Origin of the sequence: Mesotoga sp. HF07.pep.5.2.highcov (genome assembly GCF_003666285.1) — a bacterium.
GTDB lineage: Bacteria > Thermotogota > Thermotogae > Petrotogales > Kosmotogaceae > Mesotoga > Mesotoga prima.
Map to the genome: position 1 here is coordinate 1 of NZ_JFHJ01000661.1, position 12,712 is coordinate 12,712.

Below are 12,712 nucleotides of genomic sequence, written 5' to 3' on the forward strand. Positions count from 1 at the left end.
GGAATACCCAGCATAGCACCGGTTTCGGGGCCCACCTGACCGGTTTCTCCGTCGGTAGCCTTTTCGCCGGCCAGGATTAGGTCGAAGGGACCTTCCTTTTCCGCAAACCTCGCTAGAGCCATAGACGTTGCCCACGTATCGGCGCCTGCGAACTTACGGTCAGTCAGCAGAACCGCCCTGTCGGCACCCATTGCTATTGCTTCCCTCACGGCCTCTTCTGCCGCTGGTGGTCCCATAGAAACAACCGTAACGGAGTGATCTCCAGTCTCTTTAATTCTCAATGCCGTTTCCAGCGCGTGCAGGTCGAGAGGATTGATTACGGTTCCAACACCCTCTCTTATCATTGTTCCCGTCTCCGGATTGAGCTTCACCTCATCGGTGTCCGGGACCTGTTTTAGAAGAACGAGTATTTTCAATACAATTCCCCCCAGGCGTGTATTCTCTCTTCAATCTTAATACACGTGTCGATTACTTTCGCGGCCTTAGTCTAGATTATGGACCGAAAGTCCATGAAAGACTTGTTTTTAGCCACTTGATTATTATTGACTGTTATGCTTTGAAAACCGATGAAAAATTAATCAAGTGATGTAATTGTTAGCACAAAGTGGAAGTGCACAAATGTAGACCGCAAAAACTTTTAGGTATTTTTCCATAATATTGCTTTTGAGTTAATGGAAAGTACTTTGTAGTCTGCTTGCGAGCGATAAATATTACCCACAAATGATTCCACTGAATTCCGGGTTTTTAGAACTTCAATTATTCGTAATGATTGTGCTATTATATCTCTAATCGGGGTGAATCGATGAAGAACGGGAAGGCTTTCTTATCATTTTTCTTGGTTCTACTAAGTACTTTTGCTTTTGCGGACAAGCTCACTTTCGGCGGTGATAGTGCCTATCCTCCGTATGAGTTTGTTGATGAAAACGGTGAGTACACGGGATTCAATGTGGACTTGATGAAGGCCGTTTCTAGAGCCGCCGAGCTGGATATAGAAATCGAGCTCGGTGAATGGGATCTGGTGGTCGAAAGGTTCAAGTCGGGAGAACTTGACGGATTGATCGGCATGGCCGTCACTCCTGAACGGCAGAGGATATACGGTTTTTCGATTCCCCACAATACTCTGCACATGGCGATCTTTTACAGGAAAGGTTCCGAAGAACCTGACGTAGATGATCTAGAAGGAAGGGAAATTATAGTTCAGCGAAACGATGTCATGCACGACTATCTGCTTGAAAATTCCATCACAGAGAAAATTGTCACTGTTGATTCTCCACTTGAAGGACTCAAGCTTCTCTCATCCGGTAAGGGTGATTATGGTCTCTTCGAGAAGTACCAGTCTCTCTATTTTGCGAAAGAAAATGAGATCCATAATCTCGAGGTTTCCGGTGCCACAGTCTTTGAAAGAGACTATGCCTTCGCCACCACAAGAGACGATTTTGTTCTTCTTAACAAGCTAAATAAAGGTCTTCTCCTTGTCAGAGAGAGTGGCGAGTACAAGGATATATTCGAGAAGTGGTTTGGCTCAGCAAACTGGTTTGAACAGAATAGGAAGGTTTTGCTCTGGTCTATTGGAATATTAGTTGCCTTCATAGTTGTGCTGTTCGCTCTCTGGATTTGGAACCATACTTTGAAAGGGCGAGTAAAGGCAAGAACCGAGGAGCTCGAGAAGAAGGCAACTGAAAACGAGCGCCTTAGGGCGAAGATAAGAAGTCTCCACGATATTGCCTTCAAGATGGAGAACTGTATCGAGGAAGAGGAAGTTTATGATCTCATTGTTGAAGCAGCCACCGAAATTCTCAGCTTCGACTATTACAGTCTTGACATTGTCGAAGGAGACTATCTTATCGCAAAGAGAAACTCGAACAACATCGAAGTCAATACAAGGGTTCCAAAGTACGAGGGAATTGCTGGAAAGACTTTGAAGACCGGGAAAACGATAATAGTCGATGACGTTTCGAAGGAAATCGATGCAATACCTTCAAGTAGTAAGATCAAGGCTGTACTTAGTGTTCCCATCGGCGATTTCGGCGTTTTTCAAACAGTCACAGTTGAGTCCGGTAGCTTCAAACGTGATGATGCAGAGCTTGCCGAGTTGTTGATGCTTCATGCTCTTGGAGCCCTTGAAAGGATCAAGAAGACTAGAGAAATACAGTTCCTTGCTTTTCACGATTCGCTGACCGGTCTTTACAACAGGACCTTCTTCGATGAGGAAGTATCGAGAGTAAACACTTCGAGAAATCTTCCAATTTCCGTAATTTTCGCGGATGTAAACGGCCTGAAGGATTTGAACGACCGTTTCGGCCATTTCTACGGCGACGATTATCTGAAGACTATATCTCGCACAATCAAAGAATCCTGCAGGCACGAGGATCTAGTTGTTCGATGGGGTGGAGATGAGTTCGTTGTCCTTCTTCTGAGGACAGACACCGAAATGGCAGAGGAAATCGTTTCAAGAATCGAGAAAAATCTGAGCAAGATAGACTGTTTCGCCGTGGAAGCTAGTGTCTCATTTGGAGTAGCCACTAAGAGAGACATGCTAACTGATTTTCATGATGTGCTGAGAAATGCGGAGCTTGCAATGTATTCAAAGAAAAGAGAACTCAGAAGATAAGACAGAGTCCAGAAGACCAACCTTTCCTGAAACAACTGGCGATGATTAAGAGTGATTAAAGACGATTATGTCTTCTTTTTTTCTCTAAACTTCTTATCACTAAGATTTCCTCTGTCATTCAAATTTGTTTCGAGTTCGTTCGCTTGTTATAATTATTATGTTTGTACGTACATGTGTACATTCGTATGTACAGAACAATTTTATAAGGAGGGTTTTGCTAATGCGAAAAGTACTTATGTTACTTGTCATGGCTTCACTTCTTTTCGGAGCCACACTGGGATTTGCAGTTTACGAAATTGCCTTCATAGTCAAGGCAACGGATTCTGACTTCTGGCAGTACACGATAGTCGGCGCCGAGAACGCCGAACACGATCTACAGGGCCTTGTTAATGTCACGGTCTACGGACCTCCGTCCGAATCAGACATCGACAAGCAGGTCGCTATTCTTGAGGACGTTGTCAACAAGAAGCCAGACGCAATCGTTATTTCTTCGACAAGCTCGGAAGCTCCTTCTCTGATTCTAGACGAAGCTTACAAGCAGGGTATCAAGATCATTCTCATTGACAACTTTGTCTATGACACCGGATACAATTCATTCCTCGCCACCAACAACAAAGTCGGAGGCGCTCTTGCAGCCGACAAGCTTGTTGAATATCTCAAGGCAGCAGGTAAGGACCTCAAGGGTAAGATCGGTCTAGTAAGCGCAATGGCTGGTGTTCAGGTTCTTACAGATAGAGACGATGGATTCAAGACAAGACTCGCCGAGATAGCTCCTGATCTAGAAGTCCTCCCCACGATCTATGTTGACAACGACATCTCTAGAGCGGCCAACGCTACGGAAGACCTCTTAATCGCTTACGACGATCTAGTTGGAATGTTTGCGGACAACAACCACACAGGTGACGGAGTTGCCAGAGTTATCGAACTTCAGGGTCTTCAGGATGAAGTCATCGCGGTTGCATACGACTCGGACCCGCAGGAAATTGATGCTCTCAGAAACGGCTCCTTGAAGGCTCTTATCGTTCAGGATCCTCACGGTATGGGTTACAAGGGTGTCATGTTTGCCTTCATGGCAATCAATGGCGAACCGCTTCCCGAGTATTTCGATACTGGAGTCTACGTAGTCGAGAAGGATATACTTGATGATTCTATGTGGGTTCTCGACCCATTCTCAAGGAAGAAGTACTGATACTTTAAGTTTCTAACGATTATGGGCAGCGAAAGCTGCCCTTTTTCAGAAATTTTTGCCTATCCCGGGAGGTATTTATGAATAGAGACATTCCTTTTAACAGGCGTTTCGATAATACTTTGCTGAATCCCGAATCAAAGTGGGAGGATATTGAGAGCTTCGTTGACGATACACTCGAGTACAATTTCAGAAATGTGGTTGTTCCGTGGTATGCGATCCCTACTTATGTTATTGAAAAAGTCGAGGGAACTGAGGTTGGAATTAACGTAGGCCCAGGAGGCTTTCCGCTCGGCATGGTTCCCACAGAGTTGAAAATGAGAGAAATAGAATACTATATGTCTCTCGGAGAGGCGGTTACTGATTTCGACATTGTGATAAACGTATCCGCAGTCAAATCAAGAAACTGGGATCTGATGAAACGGGAGTTCGTAACTCTTTCCGAGCGAGTGAAGAAAGGAAACAGAGTCTGTAAATTCATAATCGAGACCAGCAGGTTGACTGAAGAGGAAATAGTCAAGGTATGTGAACTGATAGTCGACGTTCCAACGATCGACTTCGTTAAGACCGGGACGGGTTTCGGTCCCAGAGCAACCTCCTATCGCGATGTTGAACTCATTAACTCCATCGTTTCCGGGAAGAAACAGATCAAAGTTTCCGGCGGCGTCAGAACTCTCGAACAGGTCGAGAGATTCATGGAACTGGGAGCAACAGTCTTCGGTTCGAGTTCCAGCGTCTCCATATACAAAGAGTATGAAAAGAAATACGGTGGCTAAAGGAGAGCGATGACATGCCCGAGGAAAAGACCGTAATTGAGCTAGAAGGTATAAACAAAACCTTCCCTGCCGTTAGAGCTCTTGACAATGTCTCCCTCTCCGTCAAGAGTGGTGAGGTAAGAGGCCTTGTGGGAGAGAACGGAGCTGGGAAATCTACACTTATAAAGATAATCACAGGTGCTTACACGAAGGACTCAGGGATAATGATCTTTGAGGGAAATGAAATTACCAGGAACTCACCATTGATATCCAAGGGGTTGGGAATCTACGCCGTTTATCAGGATGTAATGGTAACTCCCGATCTTTCAGTGGCAGAAAACTTCTTTCTGGGGCAGCAACCTAAGATTGGCCCATTCATAAACTGGAAGAAGATGTACAAAGAATCAATGGAGTTTCTGGAAAACATCGGTCTGGATATAAACGTTCGCAAGAGCATTAAAGAGTTGAGCATTGCTGAAAGTGAAATGATTACAATATCCAAGGCACTCTGGCAGAAGCCCAGACTCGTCATCTTTGATGAACCGACTGCCGTGCTTACAAGAAACGAGACTAAAATCCTCTTTCAGATAATAGATGAGCTCAAAAATCAGGGAACGGCCATAATCTATATCTCGCATAACCTTGAGGAGGTCTTTGACATATGTGATACGGTTACCGTTTTGAAGGACGGGGCCACGGTGGGAACTTACACAACGGAAGAGCTTGAAAACGTTGAGAAGCTGATCCCTCTAATGGTTGGTAGATCGATCGAGGAGATGTATTCGAAGAAGGATACAGAACCCGGCAGAGAACTCCTGAGGGTTGAGAACCTTTCCGGAGAGAGATTCGAGAATATCAGTTTTCATGTCAGGGCAGGCGAAGTCGTGGGATTCTTTGGCCTGGTGGGTGCTGGAAGAACTGAGATTGCACGGGCGCTTTTCGGTGCCGATCTTCTCAAAGAAGGAAAAATAGTGGTTGAAGGCAAAGACGTTTCGATCAAGACACCGAAGGATGCGCTGATGAAGGGTATTGGCTATCTTCCGGAAGACAGGAGAAAACAAGGAATCTTCTTGCAGCAGGATATAGATTTCAATATAAACATAATTAACTTTGACAAGGTGATGACGGGTCCTATCATCAACTATGGGAAGGCTCATTCACAGGCCAGAGAATATATCGACAAGCTCTCAATAAAGATTGGCAGCATCTTCCAGCCGGTTTCCGAGCTGAGTGGTGGAAACCAGCAGAAGGTAATCATCGCGAGATGGCTCTGCAAAAACACAGATGTTCTAATCTTCGATGAACCGACCGTCGGAATCGACGTTGGGACGAAATCAGAGATATACAAACTCTTCGGTGAGATACTCTCCAGCAACAAGGGAATAATTTTAATCTCTTCATATCTTCCCGAGCTAATGGGAATGTCCGACCGCATCTACGTTATTTCTAACGGTAGAATGGCTGGCGAGGTTCATAAGAAAGATTTTTCCGAGGAGTTTTTGCTGACACTGGCAATGAAGAACATTGTCTCAAGAGAAAAGGTAAAGGAGGCGGTCTGAAATGGCTGGAAGGAGAGAAAGGAAGACATTTACTGAAAGAAACCTTTTGATCATTCTGGTTGTGATGTGGGTCTTTCTGGCCATCGCAACAGGAGGCAACTTTTCCTCATGGGCTAACATAACCAATCTCATTAGGCAGTCATCCATAAATGGTGTGGTTGCCATCGGTATGACCCTTATAATCATAACTGGCGGAATAGATCTTTCGGTTGGTTCTATTGTTGGACTCAGCGGAATGGTATTTGCGATATTCACTTCTACTAGGGGAGAATTTCAGTTTCCCACAATTGTAGGTATATTGCTGGCACTGGGAATCAGTGCGCTGATAGGTTTGGTCAACGCAGTTGCCGTACATGATGGAAAGGTACCGGCCTTCATTGCAACCCTAGGTATGATGACGCTCGTAAGAGGTGTAGTAATGTACATATCCAGCGGAAGAATGGTGACTGCCGTTCCTCTGGAGTACAGGAGATTCGCAGTTTTGGAGTTTCTCGGAATACCGGCGCTCGCCTGGACGTGGATAATTCTCGCCGCCTTCATGATGCTCGTGCTCAAATACACGAAATTCGGAAGGAATCTATACGCCATAGGAAGCAATGAGGAAGCTGCAAGGCTGTCAGGTATAAATATCCGGCTGAACATGTATTCCTTCTACATTGTGGCCGCATTGTTCAGCGCTATAGCCGGTTTGATGCTGGGAACGAGAATGGCCGCAGGGGTCCCGACAGGAGGAGACGGTTACGAACTCGACGCCATAGCCTCGGTCGTCATCGGAGGAGCAAGTCTGAGCGGAGGGGTAGGAACCGTTCTTGGGACGGCCCTTGGCGCTCTTATAATCCAGACCATAAGAAATGGCGGTAATCTTCTTGGTGTAGATCCATTTATAATGCAGATCGTTATCGGAGCAATAATAATCCTTGCGGTCTTCTTCGATCAGTTCATAAAGAGCAGGAAGAAGGGCGAAGGTCTTAAGAAACTCTTCAAAAGGGCGTGATAGATAATGAAGATGAATAAGTTCTTTCATGTGGCAGTAGAAGTTCCCGATCTCGATAAAGCGCTCGAGTTCTATATAGGCCTTCTCGGGTTGAAACTGGTTAACAGAGAGAAGCTGCCTGAAAAGAAACTCGAAGTAGCATTCGTTGCCGGCGAAGGTTGTGAAATCGAACTCATGTGTTACGAAGATAGCAAGGAGAGGAAATTTGCTCCCGAGTCACAGTCTCACTTTCAGCACCTCTCTTTCGTTGTAGATGACATTGAAAAGGCAATGGATTATTTGAAGAGCAACGGCATTGAACTCGAATCGCCCGATCCTATTCCGGTTTTTGACGGAAAGGTTTTCTACAACACGTTCAAGGGTCCGGGCGGTGAATTGCTGGAGATCGCGGAAGAGAAGAGACCCAGATCGAATCATTAAACTTTTTGGAGGTATCAGATGAACAAAGTGACAGTATTTGGTAGCTATGTAATGGATCTCACTACCCTTTCTCCCCATATACCCGTTGTAGGAGAGACGGTCTTTTCCGGTCCCTTCAAGATGGGCCCCGGAGGCAAGGGATTCAATCAGGCTGTGGCTGCCAGAAAGGCCGGATCAGACGTCAAGTTTATGACGAAGATCGGCAAGGACTTGTTTGCTCCATTCGTGAAGGATGCATTCGATAGATTTGGAATTACGAAGGAGTATCTCCTTGAGTCGGATACTGCCGGAACAGGAGTCGCTCTGATAATAGTAGATGAGAACAACGGAAACAACGCCATTGCAGTTGCGCCAGAGGCCTGCAACGAGTTGACTGTCGAAGATGTTATAAGACACAGAGATATCTTCACCTCTTCCGATGTCTTTCTTACCCAGTTTGAAGCGAATCTCGACGCAACTTACGAGGCGATAAAACTCGCCAGAGACTCCGGAGCGAGAGTTCTGCTAAACCCCGCGCCCGTGAAGGAATTTGATCATTCGATCCTAAAATATGTCGACATTATTATGCCGAACGAGATAGAGGCCAGCCTAATGACGGGAATTCCGCTGGACGGAATGGAGTCGATAGAGGCAATAGCTTCTGAATTGAAGAAGTCGGTGGACACAGTGCTGATAACTCTCGGAGGCAAGGGGGTTTACTGTCCATCGGTCAATGGAGGGCTCGTTCCCGCCTGCAAGGTGAAGACTATCGATACAACCGGAGCTGGAGATGCATTTGCCGGAGTTTTTGCTGCATATCTCTCGAGGGGAGAGAGCTTGGAAAGAGCCATCGATTACGCTCGTGCCGGAGCGGCCATTTCTACGACTAGATTTGGCACTTCGCCTTCAATGCCGGAAAGGGAAGAAATAGAAGCTCTCGTTAATGAGATAACTGGGGGCGATAAGAAATGAAATACGTTATCGCATACGATTTGGGAACTACCGGCAACAAGGCGACGCTTTATGGAGTTGACGGGAAGCTTCTGGCGAGTTCCTTCTCAGGTTACAAGACCTATCATCCCGGTCCGAATCAGGTAGAGCAGGATCCTCTGGAGTGGTGGGAGTCCGTCAAGAAGACGACCCCGGATCTCATCGCCAGGGCCGGTGTCAATCCCGAAGAGATAGTCGCTATAAGCTTCAGTGGTCAGATGATGGGGGCAATCCCCGTTGACAGGGACGGAAAGCTTCTTAGAAGGGCCATCATATGGGCCGATCAGAGAAGCGTCGAACAGTCGGCAAGGCTCGAAGAAGTGGGCAATGATTTCGTATACAGGCTCACCGGATCTAGGATAACGCCGACCTACTCCGGTCCGAAGATTGCCTGGATAAAAGACAACGAACCCGAAATATACAACAAGGCGCATAAATTCCTGAATGCGAAGGATTACATCGTCTCAAGATTCACCGGAGAGTTCGGGACTGACCACTCAGATGCGTCGATGACTCTTCTCTTCGATATCGAAAATCTGAAATGGTCGGAAAAACTCGTTGAAGTCCTCGGGCTGGATATGGAAAAACTTCCCGATGTGACCTCCTCTACGAATGTCGTCTCGGAGATACTGCCGAAGGTGGCGGAGGAACTGGGACTGTCGAAGAAGACTCTAATAGTCCGCGGCGGCGGAGACGGCGCCTGCGCCTGCCTGGGAGCAGGGGTTGTCAGTCCAGACGAGGCATATCTCTATCTCGGTTCATCTAGCTGGGTGAGCACATGTTCCACGGAACCGATCTTCGATGAGAAATCCAGGACATTTAACTTCGCATATCCCATTGAGGGTTTCTATTGCCCGACTGGAACAATGCAGGCCGGGGGAGCTTCGTATCACTGGGCTAAGGACGCTCTCTGCCAGCATGAAGAAGAGAAGGCAAAGGCACTGGGCTGAGCGCCTTCACGATTATGGACGATCTAGTTGACCAGACAAGACCCGGGGCAGGGAACCTCATCTTTCTGCCTTATTTACTCGGGGAGAGAAGCCCGAGGTGGAACATTAATGCTAGAGGGGCCTTTATAGGACTTTCATCTACACATAGAAAGGCCGACATGCTGAGGGCGGTGCTCGAAGGTGTGGTCTTCAACCTGAAAATAGTCCTGGATATTCTCGAGACTAAGGGAAAATTCGACAAGATTCGCCTTATCGGTGGAGGAGCAAAGGGAAGAAACTGGAAACAAATTGTGGCCGATATATTTGGGAAGACGGTTACGATACCCGAGTATCTCGAAGAGGCAACGTCAATGGGAGCGGCCATTATTGGTGCTGTTGGAGCTGGAGAGATGACGTTCAAGGAAGCGTCTACTTTTGTGAGGGATGTTCAGTTTATCGAGTACAACCCTGAGAATCACAGGTACTACGAAAGACTTTTCGAAGTTTTCGATAAAGCCTACAATTCGCTCATAGAGACCTATGAAGACCTTGCAAGTCTGAGAACGTATTCGGATTAGCCTGTTTGTCTCTCGAGTACCGTAAAGAAGGATGTGATTTCATCATGCTTTTTAATGCAGACAGAAGAATAGCCCTTGATAGAGCAAGTCCGGTTCCACTCTACTATCAGATATACAGAATAATCTCGGATTACATGAAGGAACCGAGTGCCGTTGGTAGAAAACTTCCAACGGAGGAAGCAATGATGAGGGTGTTTGACGTTAGCAGGGCAACCGTAAGGAGAGCTTTGCAGGCCCTGGAAAGCAGCGGACAGATCTCCAGGTCTCGTGGAAGAGGGACTATCATAACGAACAACGCTTCTCAGGAGCAGCTTACAACTATTCGAAGCTTTACCGAACAGATGAGACTTGAGAACCATGTGCCGATAACGAAGGTTGTTGAGGTGAAGAAAGTCAAGGCCGGTCCGGAAATGGCTAGAATTCTCCAGGTATCGGAAGACGAAGAGTTGCTTCAGGTTACCAGACTGAGGGGAAATGAATCCTACTTTCCTCTTGCGCTCTTCATATCCTTTCTTACATCTAGATCAAACCTTACCGGAGAAGAGAACTTTGAGGGTTCTCTTTATGAACTGATGAGAAATAGGGGAACGGCCGTAGTCGAAGGAGACGCGATCATAGAGGGACGGCTCGCAGAGGGGAGAATAGCGAAGCTTCTGAAGGTAGAAGAGGGGGCGCCGATCCTATATTACGAAAGAGTAGGCTGTACTGCTCTCGGTGAGTATGTTGAATTGGTGCAGTGCTGGTACGAAGCGACCCACTACAAATTCCGGATACATTTGACTACAAAGATTTGAAGGGAGAGATAATTATGAAGAAAAGCGGAATTCTGAACAAGGAGATATGCAACCTAATAGGTTCGATGGGCCACACAGACTTACTGGTAATATCTGACTCAGGGCTGCCTATTGCTTCTGACAGATACAGGATTGACGTAAGTATTGTAGGCGGAAAGCCAGGGGTCTTCGATGTTCTAGATCCCGTGCTGAAAGAGCTTGAAGTCGAGAAGGTTATCTTCTCCGAAGAGATGAAGACCGTTAGTCCGAAATGCCTCGAGGAGACGTTGAAGCATCTTCCTGAAGGCATAGAAGTGGAATTCGTTCCCCATGTCAAATTCAAGGAACTCACCAACACGCAGTCTAAGGGAGTAATCAGAACCGGCGAGCAGATACCATACTCAAGTATCATTCTCGTTGGCGGGGTAACCTATTGATGATCCGTTTACAACTCGCAAACGACACTCACATAAAGGATAGCTTTCTAAAGACTGCCAAAGAAGTCGCGGATTACATAGACATTCTCGAAGTCGGTACGCCTGCCGTTCTTGCGCACGGTATGACTCTGGTGAGAGAGATAAGCGAGATCCTGCCCGATCATGAGATTCTTGCAGATATGAAGATTGTAGATGGGGGTTATCTCGAAGCGGCGATGGCCTTTGAAAGCGGGGCAGATATCGTGACGGTTCTTGGATTCGCTTCCTTCAAGACGATTTCGGAAGTCAGAAAGGCTGCCGACCAGTTTGGCGGAGAACTTATGTTGGATACAATAGAGATTTCGGATCTCCAATCCTTTGCCGAAAAGGTCTCTCCGCTATCACCGGATTACATATGCATCCACACTTCGGCCGATCTGAGCGGTGTGGGTGAGAGCATGCACCTTCTTGAGTACGCGAAAAAGATAGAAATTATACGGAGAGTTCTTCCAGAGGCAAAGATCGCCGTTGCTGGCGGAATATCTCCCGACAATCTCTCCCATGTCTTCCCGTTGAAGCCCGATGTGGTGATCGCGGGACGATCGATCTGGGAGGCTGAGGACCCTGCAAGAGTAGCGTTCCAGATAAAGACGAGACTGGAGAAAGGTTCATGAAATTCGAAGACACGCTTGATCTTGTTATTGACGAGATAAGATCCGTCCTTTCGGGAGTAACAGATGAATCGATCGAAGAGCTTTCCGGAAGTATTCTAAATGCAAGAAGAGTCTTTCTCTTTGCGATGGGCAGGTCTGGCCTGGCAATCAAGGCCTTCGCGATGAGGCTTATGCATCTGGGTTTGAAGGTCCATGTTGTGGGAGAAGTAACCAGCCCCTCTTTGGGAGAGGGAGACCTTTTAATCATCGGATCTGCATCGGGGGAGACTCCTTCAGTGGTTCTTAACTGCAAAAAGGCCCGAAAATTTGGAGCCGGAATAGCTTCCATAACTGCCAGCAAAGAATCTACTGTGGCGGGACTAAGCAATATAGTCATTACGATTCCCACAAAGACTCCCAAAGTGCCCGACAGGGTTGGCGTCTCTTCGGTTCAACCGATGGGAAATCTATTCGAGCAATCACTGTTGATCCTAACGGATATTGTTGTAATGAATTTAATGGAGAGGTTGAGCATAGATTCGGAAACGATGTTCAAGAACCACGCAAATCTCGAATAAGGGAGGCGAAGGAATTGAAGTACAAAAAAGTGCAAAAGATAGATGAGAAGCTGTCGGCGCTCGGTTACGGCTGCTGGGGAATCTCAGGCCCGTCTTTCTGGGATGGGACGACAGATGAAGACTCGATCAAGACGATCCAGAGGCAATAGCCGGAGGAATAAACTTCTTCGATGTGGCGCCGGTGTATGGTCTGGGACACGCCGAGGAGGTACTCGGGAAGGCAATAAAAGGTTTGAGGGATAAGGTCTTCATTGCAACCAAGTGTGGTCTTCTCTGGGACGATCAGGGAAG

At 46.8% G+C, this 12,712-nt stretch carries 15 protein-coding genes and 1 pseudogene; 15 read left to right on the forward strand and 1 reads right to left on the reverse strand.

All coding sequences use genetic code 11. The annotated features are described in order from the left end of the window. Window positions 1-416, reverse strand: a pseudogene (locus BG32_RS14035) (electron transfer flavoprotein subunit beta/FixA family protein); the annotation flags it as partial. A gap of 386 nt (window positions 417-802) precedes the next feature. Between BG32_RS14035 and BG32_RS14040 the strand changes: the two are divergent. From BG32_RS14040 to BG32_RS16865, 15 genes are all read left to right on the forward strand, one after another. Further along, a complete protein-coding gene (locus BG32_RS14040) occupies window positions 803-2,611 on the forward strand; it encodes a diguanylate cyclase (RefSeq protein ID WP_121527005.1) in 1,809 nt (602 codons plus the stop codon). Between the two features lie 220 nt (window positions 2,612-2,831). Then, window positions 2,832-3,800 carry an ABC transporter substrate-binding protein gene (locus tag BG32_RS14045; protein ID WP_006489443.1) on the forward strand — a complete coding sequence of 323 codons (969 nt, stop codon included), beginning with the start codon at window positions 2,832-2,834 and terminating at the stop codon, window positions 3,798-3,800. A gap of 77 nt (window positions 3,801-3,877) precedes the next feature. Beyond that, the gene (deoC, locus tag BG32_RS14050) at window positions 3,878-4,573 is read left to right on the forward strand and encodes a deoxyribose-phosphate aldolase (protein WP_121527006.1); all 696 of its coding nucleotides are present in this window, start codon (window positions 3,878-3,880) and stop codon (window positions 4,571-4,573) included. 14 nt (window positions 4,574-4,587) lie between these two features. Then, window positions 4,588-6,111 (forward strand): sugar ABC transporter ATP-binding protein, encoded by a 1,524-nt coding sequence (locus BG32_RS14055; protein WP_121527007.1) that lies wholly within the window; start codon window positions 4,588-4,590, stop codon window positions 6,109-6,111. A 1-nt stretch (window position 6,112) separates the two neighbouring features. Next, complete coding sequence (locus tag BG32_RS14060) at window positions 6,113-7,105, forward strand: ABC transporter permease (protein WP_121527008.1); 993 nt, start codon at window positions 6,113-6,115, stop codon at window positions 7,103-7,105. A 6-nt stretch (window positions 7,106-7,111) separates the two neighbouring features. After that, the gene (locus tag BG32_RS14065) at window positions 7,112-7,525 is read left to right on the forward strand and encodes a VOC family protein (RefSeq protein ID WP_121527009.1); all 414 of its coding nucleotides are present in this window, start codon (window positions 7,112-7,114) and stop codon (window positions 7,523-7,525) included. An 18-nt stretch (window positions 7,526-7,543) separates the two neighbouring features. Continuing rightward, a complete protein-coding gene (locus tag BG32_RS14070; protein ID WP_121527010.1) occupies window positions 7,544-8,476 on the forward strand; it encodes a ribokinase in 933 nt (310 codons plus the stop codon). Next, window positions 8,473-9,444: an FGGY-family carbohydrate kinase gene (locus tag BG32_RS16850; RefSeq protein ID WP_259459767.1), complete on the forward strand. Its 972-nt coding sequence runs from the start codon at window positions 8,473-8,475 to the stop codon at window positions 9,442-9,444. The genes BG32_RS14070 and BG32_RS16850 overlap by 4 nt, the downstream gene beginning before the upstream one ends. Window positions 9,445-9,458: 14 nt before the next feature. After that, entirely contained in the window at window positions 9,459-10,001 is a 543-nt protein-coding gene (locus tag BG32_RS16855; RefSeq protein WP_259459768.1) for an FGGY-family carbohydrate kinase, read from the forward strand. A 44-nt stretch (window positions 10,002-10,045) separates the two neighbouring features. Next, on the forward strand, window positions 10,046-10,795 hold the full coding sequence (locus BG32_RS14080) for a GntR family transcriptional regulator (RefSeq protein WP_121527011.1): 750 nt from the start codon (window positions 10,046-10,048) through the stop codon (window positions 10,793-10,795). Between the two features lie 14 nt (window positions 10,796-10,809). Then, complete coding sequence (rbsD, locus tag BG32_RS14085) at window positions 10,810-11,211, forward strand: D-ribose pyranase (protein ID WP_121527012.1); 402 nt, start codon at window positions 10,810-10,812, stop codon at window positions 11,209-11,211. Then, window positions 11,211-11,864 carry an orotidine 5'-phosphate decarboxylase / HUMPS family protein gene (locus BG32_RS14090; RefSeq protein WP_259459770.1) on the forward strand — a complete coding sequence of 218 codons (654 nt, stop codon included), beginning with the start codon at window positions 11,211-11,213 and terminating at the stop codon, window positions 11,862-11,864. The genes rbsD and BG32_RS14090 overlap by 1 nt, the downstream gene beginning before the upstream one ends. Next, a complete protein-coding gene (gene hxlB / locus BG32_RS14095) occupies window positions 11,861-12,421 on the forward strand; it encodes a 6-phospho-3-hexuloisomerase (RefSeq protein ID WP_121527014.1) in 561 nt (186 codons plus the stop codon). Before BG32_RS14090 ends, hxlB begins: the two co-directional genes overlap by 4 nt. A 14-nt stretch (window positions 12,422-12,435) precedes the next feature. Then, a complete protein-coding gene (locus BG32_RS16860; RefSeq protein WP_259459769.1) occupies window positions 12,436-12,570 on the forward strand; it encodes a hypothetical protein in 135 nt (44 codons plus the stop codon). A gap of 32 nt (window positions 12,571-12,602) precedes the next feature. Next, the coding region (locus BG32_RS16865) for an aldo/keto reductase (protein ID WP_409072670.1) at window positions 12,603-12,712 on the forward strand (110 nt) is incomplete at its 3' end.

What these genes read in the sequence shown, in the direction of transcription:
- BG32_RS14040 (WP_121527005.1), top strand. Translation starts at nt 803, where the DNA reads ATGAAGAACGGGAAGGCTTTCTTATCATTTTTCTTGGTTCTACTAAGT.
- BG32_RS14045 (WP_006489443.1), top strand. Translation starts at nt 2,832, where the DNA reads ATGCGAAAAGTACTTATGTTACTTGTCATGGCTTCACTTCTTTTCGGA.
- deoC (WP_121527006.1), top strand. Translation starts at nt 3,878, where the DNA reads ATGAATAGAGACATTCCTTTTAACAGGCGTTTCGATAATACTTTGCTG.
- BG32_RS14055 (WP_121527007.1), top strand. Translation starts at nt 4,588, where the DNA reads ATGCCCGAGGAAAAGACCGTAATTGAGCTAGAAGGTATAAACAAAACC.
- BG32_RS14060 (WP_121527008.1), top strand. Translation starts at nt 6,113, where the DNA reads ATGGCTGGAAGGAGAGAAAGGAAGACATTTACTGAAAGAAACCTTTTG.
- BG32_RS14065 (WP_121527009.1), top strand. Translation starts at nt 7,112, where the DNA reads ATGAAGATGAATAAGTTCTTTCATGTGGCAGTAGAAGTTCCCGATCTC.
- BG32_RS14070 (WP_121527010.1), top strand. Translation starts at nt 7,544, where the DNA reads ATGAACAAAGTGACAGTATTTGGTAGCTATGTAATGGATCTCACTACC.
- BG32_RS16850 (WP_259459767.1), top strand. Translation starts at nt 8,473, where the DNA reads ATGAAATACGTTATCGCATACGATTTGGGAACTACCGGCAACAAGGCG.
- BG32_RS16855 (WP_259459768.1), top strand. Translation starts at nt 9,459, where the DNA reads ATGGACGATCTAGTTGACCAGACAAGACCCGGGGCAGGGAACCTCATC.
- BG32_RS14080 (WP_121527011.1), top strand. Translation starts at nt 10,046, where the DNA reads ATGCTTTTTAATGCAGACAGAAGAATAGCCCTTGATAGAGCAAGTCCG.
- rbsD (WP_121527012.1), top strand. Translation starts at nt 10,810, where the DNA reads ATGAAGAAAAGCGGAATTCTGAACAAGGAGATATGCAACCTAATAGGT.
- BG32_RS14090 (WP_259459770.1), top strand. Translation starts at nt 11,211, where the DNA reads ATGATCCGTTTACAACTCGCAAACGACACTCACATAAAGGATAGCTTT.
- hxlB (WP_121527014.1), top strand. Translation starts at nt 11,861, where the DNA reads ATGAAATTCGAAGACACGCTTGATCTTGTTATTGACGAGATAAGATCC.